The sequence below is a fragment of the Bradyrhizobium sp. WSM4872 genome (assembly GCF_055811715.1).
Genome location: NZ_JBVVPT010000004.1, coordinates 296,032 through 310,879, shown reverse-complemented (window position 1 = coordinate 310,879; position 14,848 = coordinate 296,032). Strand labels below are relative to the sequence as shown.

Annotated in this window: 13 protein-coding genes; 8 read left to right on the top strand and 5 right to left on the bottom strand. The window is 60.6% G+C overall.

From position 1 onward, the window contains the following. The first annotated feature begins 79 nt into the window (after positions 1-79). Positions 80-1,891 carry a DNA mismatch repair endonuclease MutL gene (gene mutL, locus AC0L3C_RS08960; RefSeq protein WP_473407712.1) on the top strand — a complete coding sequence of 604 codons (1,812 nt, stop codon included), beginning with the start codon at positions 80-82 and terminating at the stop codon, positions 1,889-1,891. Between the two features lie 9 nt (positions 1,892-1,900). On the opposite strand, the gene rsmD is transcribed toward mutL, so the two are convergent. Then, entirely contained in the window at positions 1,901-2,455 is a 555-nt protein-coding gene (gene rsmD, locus AC0L3C_RS08955; RefSeq protein ID WP_473262554.1) for a 16S rRNA (guanine(966)-N(2))-methyltransferase RsmD, read from the bottom strand. 2 nt (positions 2,456-2,457) lie between these two features. Next, the gene (locus tag AC0L3C_RS08950) at positions 2,458-4,548 is read right to left on the bottom strand and encodes a pseudouridine synthase (RefSeq protein WP_473407711.1); all 2,091 of its coding nucleotides are present in this window, start codon (positions 4,546-4,548) and stop codon (positions 2,458-2,460) included. Between the two features lie 119 nt (positions 4,549-4,667). Here AC0L3C_RS08950 and AC0L3C_RS08945 point away from each other — a divergent pair, with 119 nt between their 5' ends. Beyond that, positions 4,668-5,126, top strand: coding sequence for a nucleoside deaminase (locus tag AC0L3C_RS08945; protein ID WP_007596901.1), 459 nt, complete (start codon positions 4,668-4,670; stop codon positions 5,124-5,126). 142 nt (positions 5,127-5,268) lie between these two features. On the opposite strand, the gene AC0L3C_RS08940 is transcribed toward AC0L3C_RS08945, so the two are convergent. The 3 genes from AC0L3C_RS08940 to AC0L3C_RS08930 form a co-directional block, all read right to left on the bottom strand. After that, on the bottom strand, positions 5,269-6,171 hold the full coding sequence (locus tag AC0L3C_RS08940; protein WP_473407710.1) for an alpha/beta fold hydrolase: 903 nt from the start codon (positions 6,169-6,171) through the stop codon (positions 5,269-5,271). Positions 6,172-6,340: 169 nt separating this feature from the next. Then, the gene (gene purD, locus AC0L3C_RS08935; RefSeq protein WP_473407709.1) at positions 6,341-7,624 is read right to left on the bottom strand and encodes a phosphoribosylamine--glycine ligase; all 1,284 of its coding nucleotides are present in this window, start codon (positions 7,622-7,624) and stop codon (positions 6,341-6,343) included. 280 nt (positions 7,625-7,904) lie between these two features. After that, entirely contained in the window at positions 7,905-8,486 is a 582-nt protein-coding gene (locus AC0L3C_RS08930; RefSeq protein WP_473407708.1) for a hypothetical protein, read from the bottom strand. A 92-nt stretch (positions 8,487-8,578) separates the two neighbouring features. Here AC0L3C_RS08930 and AC0L3C_RS08925 point away from each other — a divergent pair, with 92 nt between their 5' ends. From AC0L3C_RS08925 to AC0L3C_RS08900, 6 genes are all read left to right on the top strand, one after another. Continuing rightward, on the top strand, positions 8,579-8,812 hold the full coding sequence (locus AC0L3C_RS08925) for a hypothetical protein (RefSeq protein WP_473407707.1): 234 nt from the start codon (positions 8,579-8,581) through the stop codon (positions 8,810-8,812). A gap of 11 nt (positions 8,813-8,823) precedes the next feature. Then, complete coding sequence (locus AC0L3C_RS08920) at positions 8,824-10,674, top strand: hypothetical protein (RefSeq protein WP_473407706.1); 1,851 nt, start codon at positions 8,824-8,826, stop codon at positions 10,672-10,674. Between the two features lie 11 nt (positions 10,675-10,685). After that, positions 10,686-11,675, top strand: coding sequence for a hypothetical protein (locus AC0L3C_RS08915; RefSeq protein ID WP_473407705.1), 990 nt, complete (start codon positions 10,686-10,688; stop codon positions 11,673-11,675). Then, positions 11,668-12,345 (top strand): DUF6339 family protein, encoded by a 678-nt coding sequence (locus tag AC0L3C_RS08910; RefSeq protein WP_473407704.1) that lies wholly within the window; start codon positions 11,668-11,670, stop codon positions 12,343-12,345. Before AC0L3C_RS08915 ends, AC0L3C_RS08910 begins: the two co-directional genes overlap by 8 nt. A gap of 6 nt (positions 12,346-12,351) precedes the next feature. Continuing rightward, positions 12,352-14,244, top strand: a complete 1,893-nt coding sequence (locus AC0L3C_RS08905) for a DNA cytosine methyltransferase (protein ID WP_473407703.1) — start codon at positions 12,352-12,354, stop codon at positions 14,242-14,244. A gap of 66 nt (positions 14,245-14,310) precedes the next feature. Next, a complete protein-coding gene (locus tag AC0L3C_RS08900) occupies positions 14,311-14,817 on the top strand; it encodes a very short patch repair endonuclease (RefSeq protein WP_473407702.1) in 507 nt (168 codons plus the stop codon). Positions 14,818-14,848 lie beyond the last annotated feature (31 nt).

Here is a 14,848-nt window from a genome sequence, read left to right as displayed (position 1 = left end):
CTGTTGCCCAACACATGCTTTTGACGCAACACGGCCTAGAATATCGCTGTCAGCGAATCCAGGTCGAAGCCCAAGTTTCATGCCCGTCCGCCAATTGCCAGAACAGGTCGTCAACCGCATCGCCGCCGGCGAGGTGGTGGAACGGCCCGCGAGCGTGGTCAAAGAACTGGTCGAGAACGCTATCGATGCCGGCGCGAGCCGGATCGACGTCTTTACCGATGGCGGCGGGCGTCGGCGGATCGGCATCACCGACGACGGCGGCGGCATGACCGCCAGGGATCTGTCGCTGGCGGTCGAGCGTCACGCCACCTCCAAGCTCGACGACGAGGACCTGCTCCAGATCCGCACGCTCGGATTCCGCGGCGAGGCGCTGCCCTCGATCGGCTCCGTGGCGCGGCTCGCCATCACCACGCGGCACGCCGGCGAGCCGCACGCCTGGGCGCTCAATGTCGAAGGCGGCGAGAAGTCCGAGATCATGCCGGCCGCGCTCGCGCATGGCACGCGGGTCGAGGTCAACGACCTCTTCTACGCGACGCCGGCGCGGCTGAAGTTCTTGAAGACCGACCGGACCGAGGCGGAAGCGATCCGTGAGGTGGTGCGGCGCCTCGCGATGGCGCGGCCCGAAATCGCCTTCACGCTCGCGGGCGAAGAGCGCGCCCCGGTGACCTGGGCTGCGGCACTGCCCGGCGTCGCCGGTCGCCTGACGCGTCTCGGCGACATCCTGGGGGCGGAGTTCCGCAGCCATGCCATCGAGGTCCACGCCGAGCGCGAGGGCGTGGTGGTCGCCGGCTATGCCGCGGCGCCGGCGCTGACCAAGGCCAACGCGCTCGGGCAATATCTCTTCGTCAACGGCCGCCCGGTGCGCGACAAGTTGATCCTAGGGGCGGTACGCGGGGCCTATGCCGACTATCTGCCGCGCGACCGTCATCCGGTGCTGGCGCTGTTCGTCACGCTCGATCCGCGCGAGGTCGACGCCAACGTGCATCCGGCCAAGACCGAGGTGCGGTTTCGCAACGCCGGCCTGGTACGCGCGCTGATCGTGCACGGATTGAAGGAAGGGCTGGCACGGGAGGGCCGGCGCACCGCCGCCAACAGCGGCGGAAGCGCGCTGTCGTCGTTCCGCCCCGCATTCACGCAGCGCCCGGCAAGCTGGGACTGGCGGGCGTCGCCAGCCGCTCCGGTCGCGCCGATGCCGTCATTCGACGGCTCCGCCGTGCCGGCATTTACCGAACGCGCGCAAGCGGCCTTCGATGTCGGCGCACCCAGCGCGGACGTGCGGGTCGAATCCCAGCCGGTCAGTGACTTGGTCGATCGCCCGCTCGGCGCTGCGCGCACCCAGATCCACGAGACCTATATCGTCTCGCAGACCCGCGACGGCCTGATCATCGTCGACCAGCACGCAGCGCATGAACGCATCGTCTACGAGCGGCTGAAAGCCTCGCTGGCTGCCAACGGCGTGCAGCGGCAGATCCTGCTGATCCCCGAGATCGTCGAGATGGACGAGGCCACGGTGGAGCGCCTGCTCGAGCGCAGCGAGGAGCTGGGGTCGTTCGGTCTTGCGATCGAATCCTTCGGCCCCGGCGCGGTCGCGGTGCGCGAGACGCCGTCGCTGCTGGGCAAGGCCGACGCGGGCGGGCTGTTGCGCGATCTTTCCGAGCACATGGCCGAGTGGGACGAGGCGCTGCCGCTGGAGCGCCGGCTGATGCACGTCGCCGCCACCATGGCCTGCCATGGCTCGGTGCGCGCCGGCCGCAGGCTGCGGCCGGAGGAGATGAACGCCCTGCTCCGCGAGATGGAGGACACCCCGAACTCCGGCCAGTGCAATCACGGCCGCCCGACCTATGTCGAGCTGAAGCTGTCGGATGTCGAGAAGCTGTTCGGGCGAAGGTGACCTTCGAAGTTACGGCCGCTTCAAAAACACGAACTCCGTGTCGTCATAAGCGCGCCGCTCCAATTCCTCGAAGCCCTCCGGCGTGACGAACTGCGCCGCCTTCGCCTCTTCCACGACGAGCAGCGCGCCCGGCGTGAGCCAGCCGCCGTCGCGCAAGCTCGCAAGCGCCTTCTCCGCAAACCCGTTGCCATAGGGCGGATCGAGGAACACCAGCGAGAACGGCTCGACCGGATGCGCAGGCCCGAGATCGGTCGCGTCTCGACGATAGACTTTTGTCACGCCACCCAAGCCCAGCGTCTCGACATTGTTCCGCAGCAGGGCGCGCGCTTCCGCGCCGTTGTCGACGAACAGCGTGAACTTCGCGCCGCGTGACGAGGCCTCGATGCCCAGCGCGCCGGTGCCGGCGAAGAGATCGAGCACGCGCGCATCCGCAATCGGATCGTCATAGGCGTGCACGAGGATGTTGAACACGGACTCGCGCAGGCGGTCCGCCGTGGGGCGGATGTCGCGCGAGGACGGTGAGGCCAGATTGCGCCCCTTCAATCGACCGCCGACGACGCGCAACCTCAGTCCTCCTTCGGCGCCAGGTCGCGCTTGCCGTGATAGCCGCGCTTGGGACGGCGCGGCGGACCGTAGCCGCTCGCCTCAGCCTCGTTGCGCTCGCGCGCTTCCTCGCTCCCGGTGCGCTGCACCAGCACGCGGCGGCCCTTGCGGTCATTGATCACGCCGCGCTTGCTCGCCGGCTTCTTCTCGCGCGGCGCGTCGTCCCCCTCATGCGAGGCAGATTTCTGCGGCACGTCGAACTGCGCGCCCGATTTCTCGATGATCTTTTCGCCGAGCTGGTCGCGCAGCACGCGGGACTTGATCTCCTCGACCTGACCTTCGGGGACCTCGCCGAGCTGGAACGGGCCGTAGGACACCCGGATCAGCCGGTTCACCTCGAGTCCGAGATGAGCGCAGACGTTGCGCACTTCGCGGTTCTTGCCCTCGCGGATCGCGAACACCAGCCAGACATTGGCGCCCTGGTCACGCTCCAGCGTGGCGTCGATCGGACCATATTTGACGCCCTCGATCTCGATGCCGTTCTTCAGTTCGTCGAGCTGCGCCTGCGTGACGTCGCCATGGGCGCGGACACGGTAGCGGCGCAGCCAGCCGGTGTCCGGCAGCTCGAGGGTGCGCGCGAGCCCGCCATCATTGGTGAGCAGCAGCAGGCCCTCGGTGTTGAAGTCGAGCCGGCCGATCGAGATCAGCCGCGGCAGGCCTTCGGGCAGATTGTCGAACACGGTCGGACGTCCCTCGGGGTCGTCATGCGTCGTCATCAGGCCGCGCGGCTTGTGATAGAGGAACAGCCGCGTACGCTCGCGCTCCGGCAACGGCTTGCCGTCGATGGTGACGACATCGTTCGAGGTGATGTCGAGCGCAGGCGAATTGATCACCCGGCCGTTAACGCTGACGCGGCCCTGCGTGACCATCTCCTCGGCATCGCGGCGCGAGGCGAGGCCCGCACGCGACAGCACCTTGGCGATACGCTCGCCGGCCTTCTTCGGCTTGGTCTCTTCCTCGCGGCGCGGCCGCCGCTCGGAATCACGATCGCGCTCGCGATAGGCGCCGCGACCGCCGAAGGCGGGACGCTTCTTGAAGATCCTGCTCTCGTCCTCGTTTTCGCGGCGTGGACGATCGCCGGAACGCGCTTCGCTGCGGGGATGCTCGTGCCAGTCGGAGCGGCCTTCGGAGCGCTCGCGCGGACGATCGAATTTCGGGCGATCGCCGCCGCGATCGAACCTCGGACGATCATCGCGTGGCCGATCAAACTTGGGCCGATCGAATTTGGGCCGCTCACGGAACGGACGATCACCCGATGGACGATCGTCGCGCGAACGCGAAAAGCGCGGACGGTCTTCGCCGCCGCCTTGCCGATCCTCACGCTTCTGCCAGGGCTTGTCCTGACCGCGGTCGCTGCCGCCAAAATCCTTGCGCGGACCCCTGCTGAAGTCCTTGCGCGGCGGCCGGTCGCCGCGCGGAGCCGCATCGCGCTTCTGCCAGGGTTTTGAATCGCTGCGCTCGGTCCGATTGCGGTCCGGTGCGCCGCGCGAAAACTTTCGCTCGCCGTCGAACTTGCGTTCCGGACGGTCGCCACGTGGCGCGTAAGGTCGCTTGTCGCCAAACTTCGCGTCACCGGTTCGGCCGGCCGGACGGGACTCGTCGCGATCCCTGCGCGGCGGACGGTCATCACGCCCATAGGACGGGCGATCACCGCGCGGCTTGAATGGCCGCTTCTCGCCATCGCGCGAGGGGCGATCGGAAAACGGACGGTCTTCACGCGGCTTGAAGGGCCGATCGCCACGCGGCTTGAAGCTGCGCTCGCCACGATCCTCGCCGCGCGGCCGGTCTTCGCGCGGCCGGTCTTGGCGATTGAACTTCGGGCGGTCGGCGAAATCGCGTCGGGGCGCATCACCGTCCTCGCGGCGGCGGACCGGACGGCTGTCGCGGTCGCCTCGGGGCGGGCGGGCATCGCCCTTGCCCTCGAAGCCGCGCTTGGCGAACTTCTTGTCGGGCCCGCGGGGCTTGCCGGAGCGGCCCTTCGCCGGGCCGCCCTTGGCCGGGCCGCGATCACGCCGGCCGCGGGAATCGTTGTCTTTGTCGCTGTCGCGAGGCATGAATAATCTCACTCAGGGGGTGGCCAGAAAGCATTGTGCGCGCTCGTCTCGAGCCGCATGCTCAGGCAAATTCGGTAAGCACTTCTGCTGAAGGCGCAGCTACTAGCAGGTTTCTCGCGATGATACGAGGCTTGAAAGCCCCCTCTTTCATGGATTTGGCGCTCAAAACGGCCGAAAACGCCGGAAAGGCGGGCGAAGTTCCGATCGGATGCGTCGTGGTCCGCAATTACGAGGTCATCGCCACCGCGGCGAACCGGACGCTGACCGACTACGACCCCACGGCGCATGCCGAGATCGTCGCGCTGCGCGAGGCGGCCAAAAAGATCGGCAGCGAGCGCCTGGTCGACTGCGACCTCTACGTGACGCTGGAGCCGTGCACCATGTGTGCGGGCGCGATCTCGTTTGCAAGGGTGAGGCGCCTGTATTACGGCGCCGCCGACCCCAAGGGCGGCGCGGTCGAATCCGGCGTGCGGTTCTTCACCTCGCCGACCTGCCATCACGTCCCGGATGTCTATTCCGGGGTCGGCGAGAGCGAGGCGGCGCGGCTGCTCAAGGACTTCTTTCGCGAGCGGCGCTGATTGCTCCACCCTCCGTGTCATGCCCCGCGAAAGCGGGGCATCCAGTACGCCGAGGCGTATCGATCAATCATGACCGCCTCGGAGTACTGGATCGCCCGCCTTCGCGGGCGATGACAGTTGAGTGTGTGGCGAGCAGCGGGGCCTAAGCCGCGAAGAACTCGCGCAGCGCCTTCGCGGTGACGTCGGGGTTCTCCTCGGTGAGGAAGTGCCCCGAATCCACCGGCATGCCTTCGACGTTGGTCGCCCATTGCTGCCAGATGTCGAGCGGGGTGGCGGCGGCTTGGGCCACGCCGGCATTGCCCCACAGCGCCAGCATGGGAATGGTGATCTTCTTGCCGGCCTCGAAATCGGCCTTGTCGAGATCGTAGTCGAAATAGGCGCCGGCGCGATAATCCTCGCACATCGCGTGCACGCGGGCGGGATCGCGGAACGGGGCGATGTAATGTTCGAGCGCGCGCGCGTCGATGGCATCGAGCGTCTTCGACTTGGTCTGGCTCGCCATCTTGAAGCGCAGGAAGAACTCGCCGTTGCTCGCAATCAGCGTCTCCGGCAATGGCGCGGGCTGCGCCAGAAACGTCCAGTGATAGATCTTCAGCGCATAGGCGCGGTTCATCCGCTCCCAGTAATTATAGGTCGGCAGGATATCGAGCACCGCAAGCTTCGACAGCCGGCCGGGATGATCGAGCGCCAGGCGATAGGAGACGCGGCCGCCGCGATCATGGCCGGCGAGCGCGAAGTGCACGTGGCCGAGACGCTCCATCGCCTCGACCATGGCCTTGGCCATCGCGCGCTTGCTGTAGGGGATGTGCAGCGCGTCGCTCTCGGGCATGTCGGACCAGCCATAGCCGGGCAGATCGGCGATGATCAGCGTGAACTGGTCGGCCAGCTGCGGCGCGACTCGGTGCCACATCACGTTGGTCTCGGAGAAGCCGTGCAGCAGCAACAGCGGCGGTCCCTTGCCGCCGACGCGGGCGAAGATGCGGCCGAAGGAGGTGTTGATCCATTCGGAGGCGAAGCCGGGATAGAGGTCGGCGAGATCGGACATCTTCTGCATCCTTATCTGTCAGCGCTGGATTTGCTCGGTCTTGGGGTGCCCCAAAACAAAAAGTCGAAAAACAACCCCATGCACAGTAGCTAAGTCCAACCGCCGCCTACACAATTTCGGAGTGCCGGCGGCGCAGCCCCACATTGCGCGCGTGTGCGAAAAAAGCCTGTCAGTTCTTGGCTTTCTCGGCGTCCACCGCCTGCCAGCCAATGTCGCGGCGGCAAAAACCTTCCGGCCAGTTGATGCGGTCGACGGCCTGATAGGCGCGCGCCTGCGCCTCCGTCACGGTCTTGCCGAGCGCGCAGACATTGAGCACGCGGCCGCCATTGGCGAGGATGGCGCCGTCCTTCTCGACCGTGCCGGCGTGGAAGATCTCGGCGGTCTCGACCCTGGCGGCGTCATCGAGCCCCTCGATCCGCGTGCCTTTCTGATAGTCGCCGGGATAGCCCTTCGCCGCCATCACCACCGTGAGCGCGGCCTCCGGATGCCAGCGCAGGTCGAAGTTCTTCAACTGCCCGTCGCAGGCGGCGAGGAAGGCCGGCACGATGTCCGACATCATCCGCAGCATCAGCACCTGGCACTCGGGATCGCCGAAGCGCACGTTGAACTCGAACAGTTTTGGGCCCTGCGTCGTCAGCATGATGCCGGCGTAGAGGATGCCGCGAAACGGCGTGCCGCGCTGCTTCATGCCTGATACCGTAGGCCTGATGATCTTGGCCATGATCGCGTCATGGATCGCCGGCGTGACCAGCGGCGTCGGCGAATAGGCGCCCATGCCGCCGGTGTTCGGACCGACATCATGGTCGAACACGCGCTTGTGGTCCTGCGCGGAGGCCAGCGGAATGGCGGTCTCGCCGTCGCACAGCGCGAAGAAGCTGATCTCGCGGCCCGGCAGAAACTCCTCGATCACGACCTCGGCGCCGGCCTCGCCAAAGGCGCCCTCGAACATCATGGCGATGGCGTCCTCCGCCTCGCGCACCGACTTGGCGACGACGACGCCCTTGCCGGCCGCAAGACCGTCGGCCTTGACCACGATCGGCGCGCCCTGGCTCTGGACGTAGGCACGCGCATCGGCGGCGTTGGTGAAGCGCTTGTAGGCGCCGGTCGGAATGCCGAATTCGGTGCACAGCGCCTTGGTAAAGCCCTTCGAGCTTTCGAGCTGGGCCGGGATCCTGTCCGGCCCGAACGCCTTGATGCCGGCGGCGGTGAGGTCATCGACGATACCGGCCGCCAGCGGCGTCTCCGGGCCGACCACCACGAGCTCGACCGCATTCGCCTTGCAGAACTCGATCACGGCGGCATGGTCGGCGACATCGAGCGCCACGCATTCCGCCTCGCGCGCGATCCCGGCATTGCCCGGCGCGCACCAGAATTTGGTCACCAGGGGGGAGGCCGCGATCTTCCACGCCAGAGCATGTTCGCGGCCGCCGGAACCAAGCAGGAGAATGTGCATCGAAGGCTCGAAAATGAGGGGTTTGCTGCGGGCGGAGGTCGCACGAATCGGGGTGGGGCTCAAGGGGGGCTGACAATACCCCACCAAAAGGTATCTCTTCGAATCCCAGCAGTGCGCCCCCGCGCTCATAAAGAGACATTTTGACTATTTGGATCTAGTACAAACGGCGATTAGAAATCCCTGCGATTCCATTTTGCATATGTGCCAGTCGTGAGGCCAATCCATTCCCGACTTTTGCGGTCAATAAGCGCTGATCTGGATTGGCATTCTTTTACGACTATCAATCCGGCGCGGGGCAACGTTCTTGTACCGCTTTACGTAAAGGCGTCTGAATCTGAGCGGGCGCGTTCCCTATGTAACGCAACGCAGATTGGCGCTTAGTGGTTTGAAGGTTCTCCAAATATCGAATCCCAGCCGCGACTGAGAACGTATCGTTGGCCTTTTGAAGGAAGTTGCTTGCGAGCGCAGTCCAAATAACCGCGGGTTGGCCGTTTGTGTTCGACCACTGTCGAATTGCGTCAACGGCGCGTGGATGTCTTTGCAAAGCTACAGCGCTCTGTTCATTCGTCTCAGGGTTTATGAAGCCAATCCCTTTTCGGCTCGGCATATCCTCTCGTAAGCGCAAGTCCTCTTTGGCAGCGGTCAGCTGGCGATGCGAGCAAACTGCAGTGTACGTTGTGCAGAGCGCGCCCGAAGTTTCGTCGATGACTAGCGTGAGCCGGCCGTCTCGCGAAACGCGACTAAATTCAAGATGAACCATCGGCCCATTCGGTTCGAATGCTCCAGCAATACCAAGGTCGCGAGGATCCCAAATCAGCGACCCCCAGCCCAATACCAAGACGGTCAATTTCAGAAACTCCATTTTCGAGCGTCCACACGCTTTTTCAGTGTACAGGCCCATTTTACTCGTATATATGAAAAATGTACGCAATAAATAATCATGGAAGGTGTAATATGCCTCCTCAGGCTAGAGAAAAATTCGTAGATTTGGCAGAAAAGCGAGTAAATAAGGCGATCAAAGATATCCAGCTGATTGGAAATCTGTCTAATCGTTCGAACTACAAGTACGAAGAGGACGATGTGCGAGCAATATTTACTGCCTTGGAGCGTGAAATAAAGCGCGCCCGAGAGCGCTTTATTTCACACCTTGGCGCCACAGCTGAAAAGCCATTTCAGCTTAAAATTTAGGAAAAGATCCAATGACTGAATGGGTTATGGACCCCCTCACGGGGAACAGGATGCAGCGTGGCGCCAGCCCCGCACAGCATGTAGTAAAGGGCGACCTTGATACACTGACACGGGAAACGTGCCAGAATTGTAAAGACCAGCTCCTCTCGGGCGGAAAGCCGGCAAGGATCAAATACACGCTGATCGAACTGACCGGCACACATAAAGCTGATTTTCTCGAGGCGATGGACTGGAAAGGCCTCAGGAAGCATTTGGAGGCATGCACGAACGATCCGGGTGAAGCCGGTCCGCGTATGCGTAGAGGGCTTGCAGCTGTAGAAAGCTCCGACAAGCCCTTGCGCTGCCTTCGGGTGGAGGACTTCGGTACTCGTGGCCTTCAGGGTGACGATTTCGACGAAACCAAAAACTTCTGCCTTCTTTGCAGGGCTGAATTCCGCACTTCTAACGAAGGCAACCGCGGCGGAAGCTATGGCCTCGGAAAGGCAGTTCTCTGGAAGTTTTCAGCAATTGCAACGGTCTTGCTCTCGTCGGTCGTTCATGGCGCGGAATCAAAGGGCGTTAGGATCTTCGGCCGGACGGATATCCCGAGCCATGGAATCGCAGGGGATCGCCAGTACGAGAGCGGTGGCTGGTTCGGGAACAAGAAGCAGCAGAAGTCTGACGGATCGACATTTGCTGAGTCTGTCTTTGGCGACAAGAAACTTGCGCGGGCTCTACTACTGGATCGGACGCATTCACCTCACACCGGAACATCGGCACTCATTGTTGGGTTCTATGAGCCCGACGAGGAGTCGGTTCGGGGGCTCAACGACATTGCGCAGGGAATCCTGGAGAGCGCCGAAAGATGGTTCTGGCCCAGCATGATGGGAAAGAAGCCCTCAATGGAGGTGGAAGTCTGCGTCGAACGTAACGGAAAGCAGGCATTTTCCAAGAAGGCCAATCCGAATCCAACGTGGGAGCCGTTCATTCGCGCTCGTGCTGAGGCGGTGACCGGCGAGACGGCGAAGACGGAAGGAGAAGTTTCCGAAGTTTCCATCAGCTTCAAGGTGCCCTCGCGGGAATGGCCCGCGAAGGATGCTCATCCAGAATTAACAACGCAGCTGAACTTGCGGGTTACCCGTGGCGGCGAGGATCTTCAGGAGCATGAGAAAGCAAATTGCGTCGCAGTGTTTCGCGGCGCCGAGATGGTTGTCAAATACGTTCCATCGAGACGGAAGCCGCTCGACAACAAGCCATTCTTTGGTGTCCTGCTAGCTGGCAAAGCGGTAGCGTCAGATTCTGATGACACGAAGGCCGAGGAGTTCTTCAGGGCTTCCGAACCACCTTTGCATGACAATTGGGAGTACTCTGAAGCGGTCAAACACGCTTACAAGACTGGGGCCAAGCAGAGGCTGACTAGCTTGTGGAGCATGTTGCACGAGAAAGTATTCGCTCTGATTGACGAGAACGTCGTTCCGAACGAACGAGGTCCCGATCTGTTGGCCCGACTTTTCCCATTCGGGCAATCAAGCAAGCCGACGAACAAGAAGAAGAATGTGGTCACGACAACCATCTCTAGCTCCGTGTACCTTGGAGGTCAGTGGAAGGTGGAAGGAGTCGTTGCGAGGGTCGAGCCAGACGGGAAATCCTGGGAAGCACGTATTGGTTTTGTGGCGGCAACCGACTCTGGTGCTGGCGAGTACTTGAAAATCGCCAAGCTGAAAATCACCGACAAGCGCGCAAAGGCAGAGGCTCTCGGACCACCGGCGATCATCACTGTTCAAGGCTCTCTGAAGGAATTCACCTTTGAGGCGTTGCTGGATCCGCCTCCCTCTCTTCGAAAGAAGGACCTGGATCTCACTGCAATCCGTTTCTCAAACTAGTGAAGATGAAAATGGCTTCGATCATACTGCCCTATAAGAACTTAGGCGAAACACTCGCTGTGCACTGGGACCTCTCTAAGATCCCGCATACCGTCACCGGAGAGCACTCGGTACTTGTAGACACTTCGAAGGTGGGCACATCGATCTCAATTCCCATCGAAGCCCAGATCCCAGGGTCGATATTAGACCTCTTTCCTCCGGCAGAGCGGAAGAAGCCTCCATTCGAGGTTGTCGCCACGGTCCTTTCGATCGACGCTGGACTTCGCCAGCGAATAGCTATGAAGCAGCAGAAAGCGAATCTTTATTCCAGCACTATCACTCTGGACCTCAGCCAGATTACAGAATCCGCGGATCTATCCATATATGCTGTTCGCACATCTAACGGATCGGCTAAAGGTCTCGCAAGATATCCCGGATCGCGCCTAGCATGGTCTCCTTTGTACCAGATCCGTTTTGTCGAACGACCCAAGAAGGGCAACTTTCTCAGGACCGTATGGGAGGATTTCGGTAACAGTGCTGTCGTTCCGACCAATTTCGAGAAAAGTCTGTATTACGTTGATACGGAGACTGACCCTCCAGTGCTCTACCTGAATAAGCTTGCAAGTTCCCCGCTGATCAAACTCTTCGAAACTCAAGCGCATGGGCATGCGAAAGCCTTGCCCCGAGATGTGCTCTTTCGCTCACTTGGAACGAGCGTGTGGCTTGTCCTCGCCCAATCGGCGCTGGAAGCGCTTCACAACGAGGCAATCGAGTCCGGAGTACCAGTCGATCTAGATGGCGCTTTCGGGGGAAGCTGGAAACAGGAAGTGATCGAACTTCTCGCACCACGTGCGCTTCCTTCGATGATGCCCGAAGACGCGGTACGAGATTTCTGCTCCAAGATGAACGAGAGCAGGTACTTCGAAAATGCACTCTTAAGAGCTCAGTTGGCCATCCAAGCCGAACAAGAGCTGCTGGAGTACTATGAAAAGTTCGCCGAGAGGGAGTTTGCAAATGGCTGAGGAAATGAAACGATACGAACACCTGCTCAGCTCGTCAGAGTTGAAGGCTGCCTTAGAGCAAAAGTTAAAGCTTCCAGTCCAAAGCACCGGGGAGACGGCCAACCTTGAACCTGTGGAAAAGACCTTCAAGCGGTTAAAATCCAACAGCGGCACGAAGCGGACGGACTACGATCTGGAGATGTGCGAGGTGTTGCATAAGCAACTGAAACACCTTTCAGGCGCACTCAAGCTGGACATGCGCTTTTGGCAATGGCTGGCTGTTGAGCGATTTTCTGATTTCGTTTGGCTGCGCTGGTTGGGTGAGATTCCGGAGGACACCGAGGCTGCGCTGAGTCGCGGAGGAATGGCCGAAAGGTTCCTCGGCAACAGAACTCTTCGGGGGAGGAATCGTAATGCGTTTTCACGCCTCTTCTTTACGGCTGAGATTCTTTACGACAAGACGCTCGGGTACAAGCTAGCTACCTCTGCGTTTGCGAATCAGGATAGGCATCAGGCGATTTTCGAACGAGAAATGGGGTTGGTTCCTGCTGCGGCTAGAGCTCTCATCAAGGTGACGCGAGGTCTGGGAAGCGATGAAATAAAGTCAATCGCGAAGAGGCTCAATCACATAGGATCGTCGTTAGTCCTCGAGACGGTCGACGAGAAGGAACTTCTAACTCTACTCAAATAGGCAAAAATGCAAACGCTGGGGCTGCTGGAATCATCGAACTACCGCCTCGAGAGCACGCGGAGTTCGAAACTCACTCTTGATGCTCATCCTGAGTCTTGTTCGACCTCGGAACTCGCAAAGTATCACCGAGATTCCTGCGATCAGCCTATCGCTGTTGATCTCTTTTCTGGAGCCGGTGGACTGAGCTTGGGCCTACGAAACGCCGGCTTCAAGGTTATCCTCGGCATTGACCGCGATCAATTCGCTGTAGAGACTCATCGCTCGCATTTCGGCGGCGCGTCAGTTTCGGCGGATATCTCGGATGAGAATGTGCTGGACGAGCTCCTGGAGCCATTGCGCGGCAAACGAATTGATCTCCTAGCTGGAGGGCCTCCCTGCCAGCCATTCTCCAAGCCTGCTCGATGGATAAGGTCATCTTTTGTTGAGGGGAACGGTTCGCTGCGAGATCACCGGCGCGAGCTTTGGCGATCATTTCTTTACGCAGCCGAGATTCTTCAGCCGCGTGCCATACTCATGGAAAACGTGCCCGATATCGCGACGAACGAAGATGGCATCATCTTGCGCGCCATATTCTCGCGGATGGAGGAGCTTGGATATTCGGTGGATTGCAAGTCCTATTTCGCGCGCGAGCTTGGTGTTGCCCAGCACAGACAACGGGTATTCGTCGCTGGGTTCAAAAACGGCGCACGCCTATTGGATTGGCCAGCGCCCTTGTTGAAAAGCAAGCAACAGACCCTGAGGGATGCCATTTCGGACCTTCCCCAACTTGAAGGAGGGTGGGATGAGCCGACCCCGCCCTATGGAGGACCTCTCACAGAGCTGCAAAGGGCCCTGAGGGGGTCCCTCCCGAACGAGTTGCTTTTTGATCACGTTACGCGAGCCGTAAGGAAGGATGATCTCGTCGCGTTTCGAATGATGACCGACAAGACTCGCTACGATGAGTTACCGGAAGAGCTGCGCAGATATGGCGCTACTAGCTTTACGGACAAGTACAACCGATTAGCATGGGACGAACCGTGCCGAACCATCGCGGCTCATTTATCTAAAGACGGGTACTGGTATATCCATCCCGATCAGCACAGGACTCTTTCGATCAGGGAGGCTGCTAGGGTGCAAACGTTTCCTGACTGGTTCAGGTTTGCGGGCCACCGAACAGCTCCCTTCAAGCAGATCGGGGAGGCAGTTCCGCCTCTTGTTGCGGAAGCGATCGGACGAAAGATCATCGAGTTTTTGGGCCCATCTCGTGGAAGGGGACGCCCGAGCTCGCGACTGGTCGACACCCACCTCAAAATTCGGGGCGCTCTCCGCAAATGGTTTGATAAAGAGGCCAAGCGAAATTCTCAGCGTCCTTGGCGGCTCGAATCGAGCATGTGGCTGAACTTGACGGGTGAACTATTGTTTGGCGAACGAGGCCAACGTGGGAAAGGCCAGCTATTCTGGCCGAATTTTCGCCAGGACTGGCCGGATCCTCGCACGTATCTGCGCGACACTCACCGAGCGAGCCATTTGCGCACTATCGGAATGGGCAAGATTAGCGCCACACTCGATTCTCTAGCAAAGCATCTTATTAGCTCTAAAGCTCCGGTAGTTCGGGAGTTGACGCAGACGGGGATCAGCGAGAGAACAGTTCGCCGCGCGATGGCTCTCAGCGGTAGCAGCAGGGAGCGCCCCAACGATCCAGCCCTTATTCGCGTAGCAGGTCGCGTTTTCGAGCGGGTGATCGGGCAAAAATCGAACGTCGAGAATCAAATTGCAACCGCACTGCTCGTCGGTGAGGACGAGGGCGCGCTTCTCTATGCAGCCGCTATTGAGCTCGGCGAAACAATCTGCACGACTGCGGCACCTGCTTGCATGTTGTGTCCGATCGAAGCGTACTGCTCGCACGTGCACAGGGACTGAACAGGAGCTTGTGGGTCCTTGGGAAAATCTACAACGAAAAAGATGAGGGCCCACCGGGGAGATATCATGTCCTCGGAAAAGCGCAGCGCGCTCATGTCGCGCATCAAAGGGCGCGATACTGGGCCCGAAAAGATCATCGCAGAATTTATTTCAAAGTTGGGGCTTCTCTGGGAGAGTCATTCAAAGGATGTGCCCGGACGGCCTGACTTTGTTTTCCGTGACCATAAGGTGGCGGTGTTCGTTGATGGAGATTTTTGGCACGGCTGGCGATTTCCAGCGTGGCGGCATAAGCTCTCTGAAGCTTGGGAAGCGAAACTTGCGGCGAACATAAAGCGCGATAAGCGGAACCGACGTAGCTTGCGCAGAGCAGGGTGGCGGGTGGTTGGCATATGGGAGCACCAGATTGAGCGCGACTTGCCGCTTTGCGTCGAACGCATAAGACGAGCGCTCGTAACGGATACAGCAGATGCCTCGCAGATCCACCATTCCATGTGTGCTCCTGCCAAAAGGCTCGTGTCGAGCCGTGAGACTTTGGTTTCCAAAGCGTTCCGCTCAAAGCATCGCTTGCGATGACAGCAAGGAAAACCATTCTGTTACTGTGATA

What these genes read in the sequence shown, in the direction of transcription:
- purD (WP_473407709.1), bottom strand. Translation starts at nt 7,624, where the DNA reads ATGCACATTCTCCTGCTTGGTTCCGGCGGCCGCGAACATGCTCTGGCG.
- AC0L3C_RS08950 (WP_473407711.1), bottom strand. Translation starts at nt 4,548, where the DNA reads ATGCCTCGCGACAGCGACAAAGACAACGATTCCCGCGGCCGGCGTGAT.
- AC0L3C_RS08900 (WP_473407702.1), top strand. Translation starts at nt 14,311, where the DNA reads ATGTCCTCGGAAAAGCGCAGCGCGCTCATGTCGCGCATCAAAGGGCGC.
- AC0L3C_RS08925 (WP_473407707.1), top strand. Translation starts at nt 8,579, where the DNA reads ATGCCTCCTCAGGCTAGAGAAAAATTCGTAGATTTGGCAGAAAAGCGA.
- AC0L3C_RS08930 (WP_473407708.1), bottom strand. Translation starts at nt 8,486, where the DNA reads ATGGAGTTTCTGAAATTGACCGTCTTGGTATTGGGCTGGGGGTCGCTG.
- AC0L3C_RS08915 (WP_473407705.1), top strand. Translation starts at nt 10,686, where the DNA reads ATGGCTTCGATCATACTGCCCTATAAGAACTTAGGCGAAACACTCGCT.
- AC0L3C_RS08940 (WP_473407710.1), bottom strand. Translation starts at nt 6,171, where the DNA reads ATGTCCGATCTCGCCGACCTCTATCCCGGCTTCGCCTCCGAATGGATC.
- mutL (WP_473407712.1), top strand. Translation starts at nt 80, where the DNA reads ATGCCCGTCCGCCAATTGCCAGAACAGGTCGTCAACCGCATCGCCGCC.
- AC0L3C_RS08945 (WP_007596901.1), top strand. Translation starts at nt 4,668, where the DNA reads ATGATACGAGGCTTGAAAGCCCCCTCTTTCATGGATTTGGCGCTCAAA.
- AC0L3C_RS08910 (WP_473407704.1), top strand. Translation starts at nt 11,668, where the DNA reads ATGGCTGAGGAAATGAAACGATACGAACACCTGCTCAGCTCGTCAGAG.
- AC0L3C_RS08920 (WP_473407706.1), top strand. Translation starts at nt 8,824, where the DNA reads ATGACTGAATGGGTTATGGACCCCCTCACGGGGAACAGGATGCAGCGT.
- AC0L3C_RS08905 (WP_473407703.1), top strand. Translation starts at nt 12,352, where the DNA reads ATGCAAACGCTGGGGCTGCTGGAATCATCGAACTACCGCCTCGAGAGC.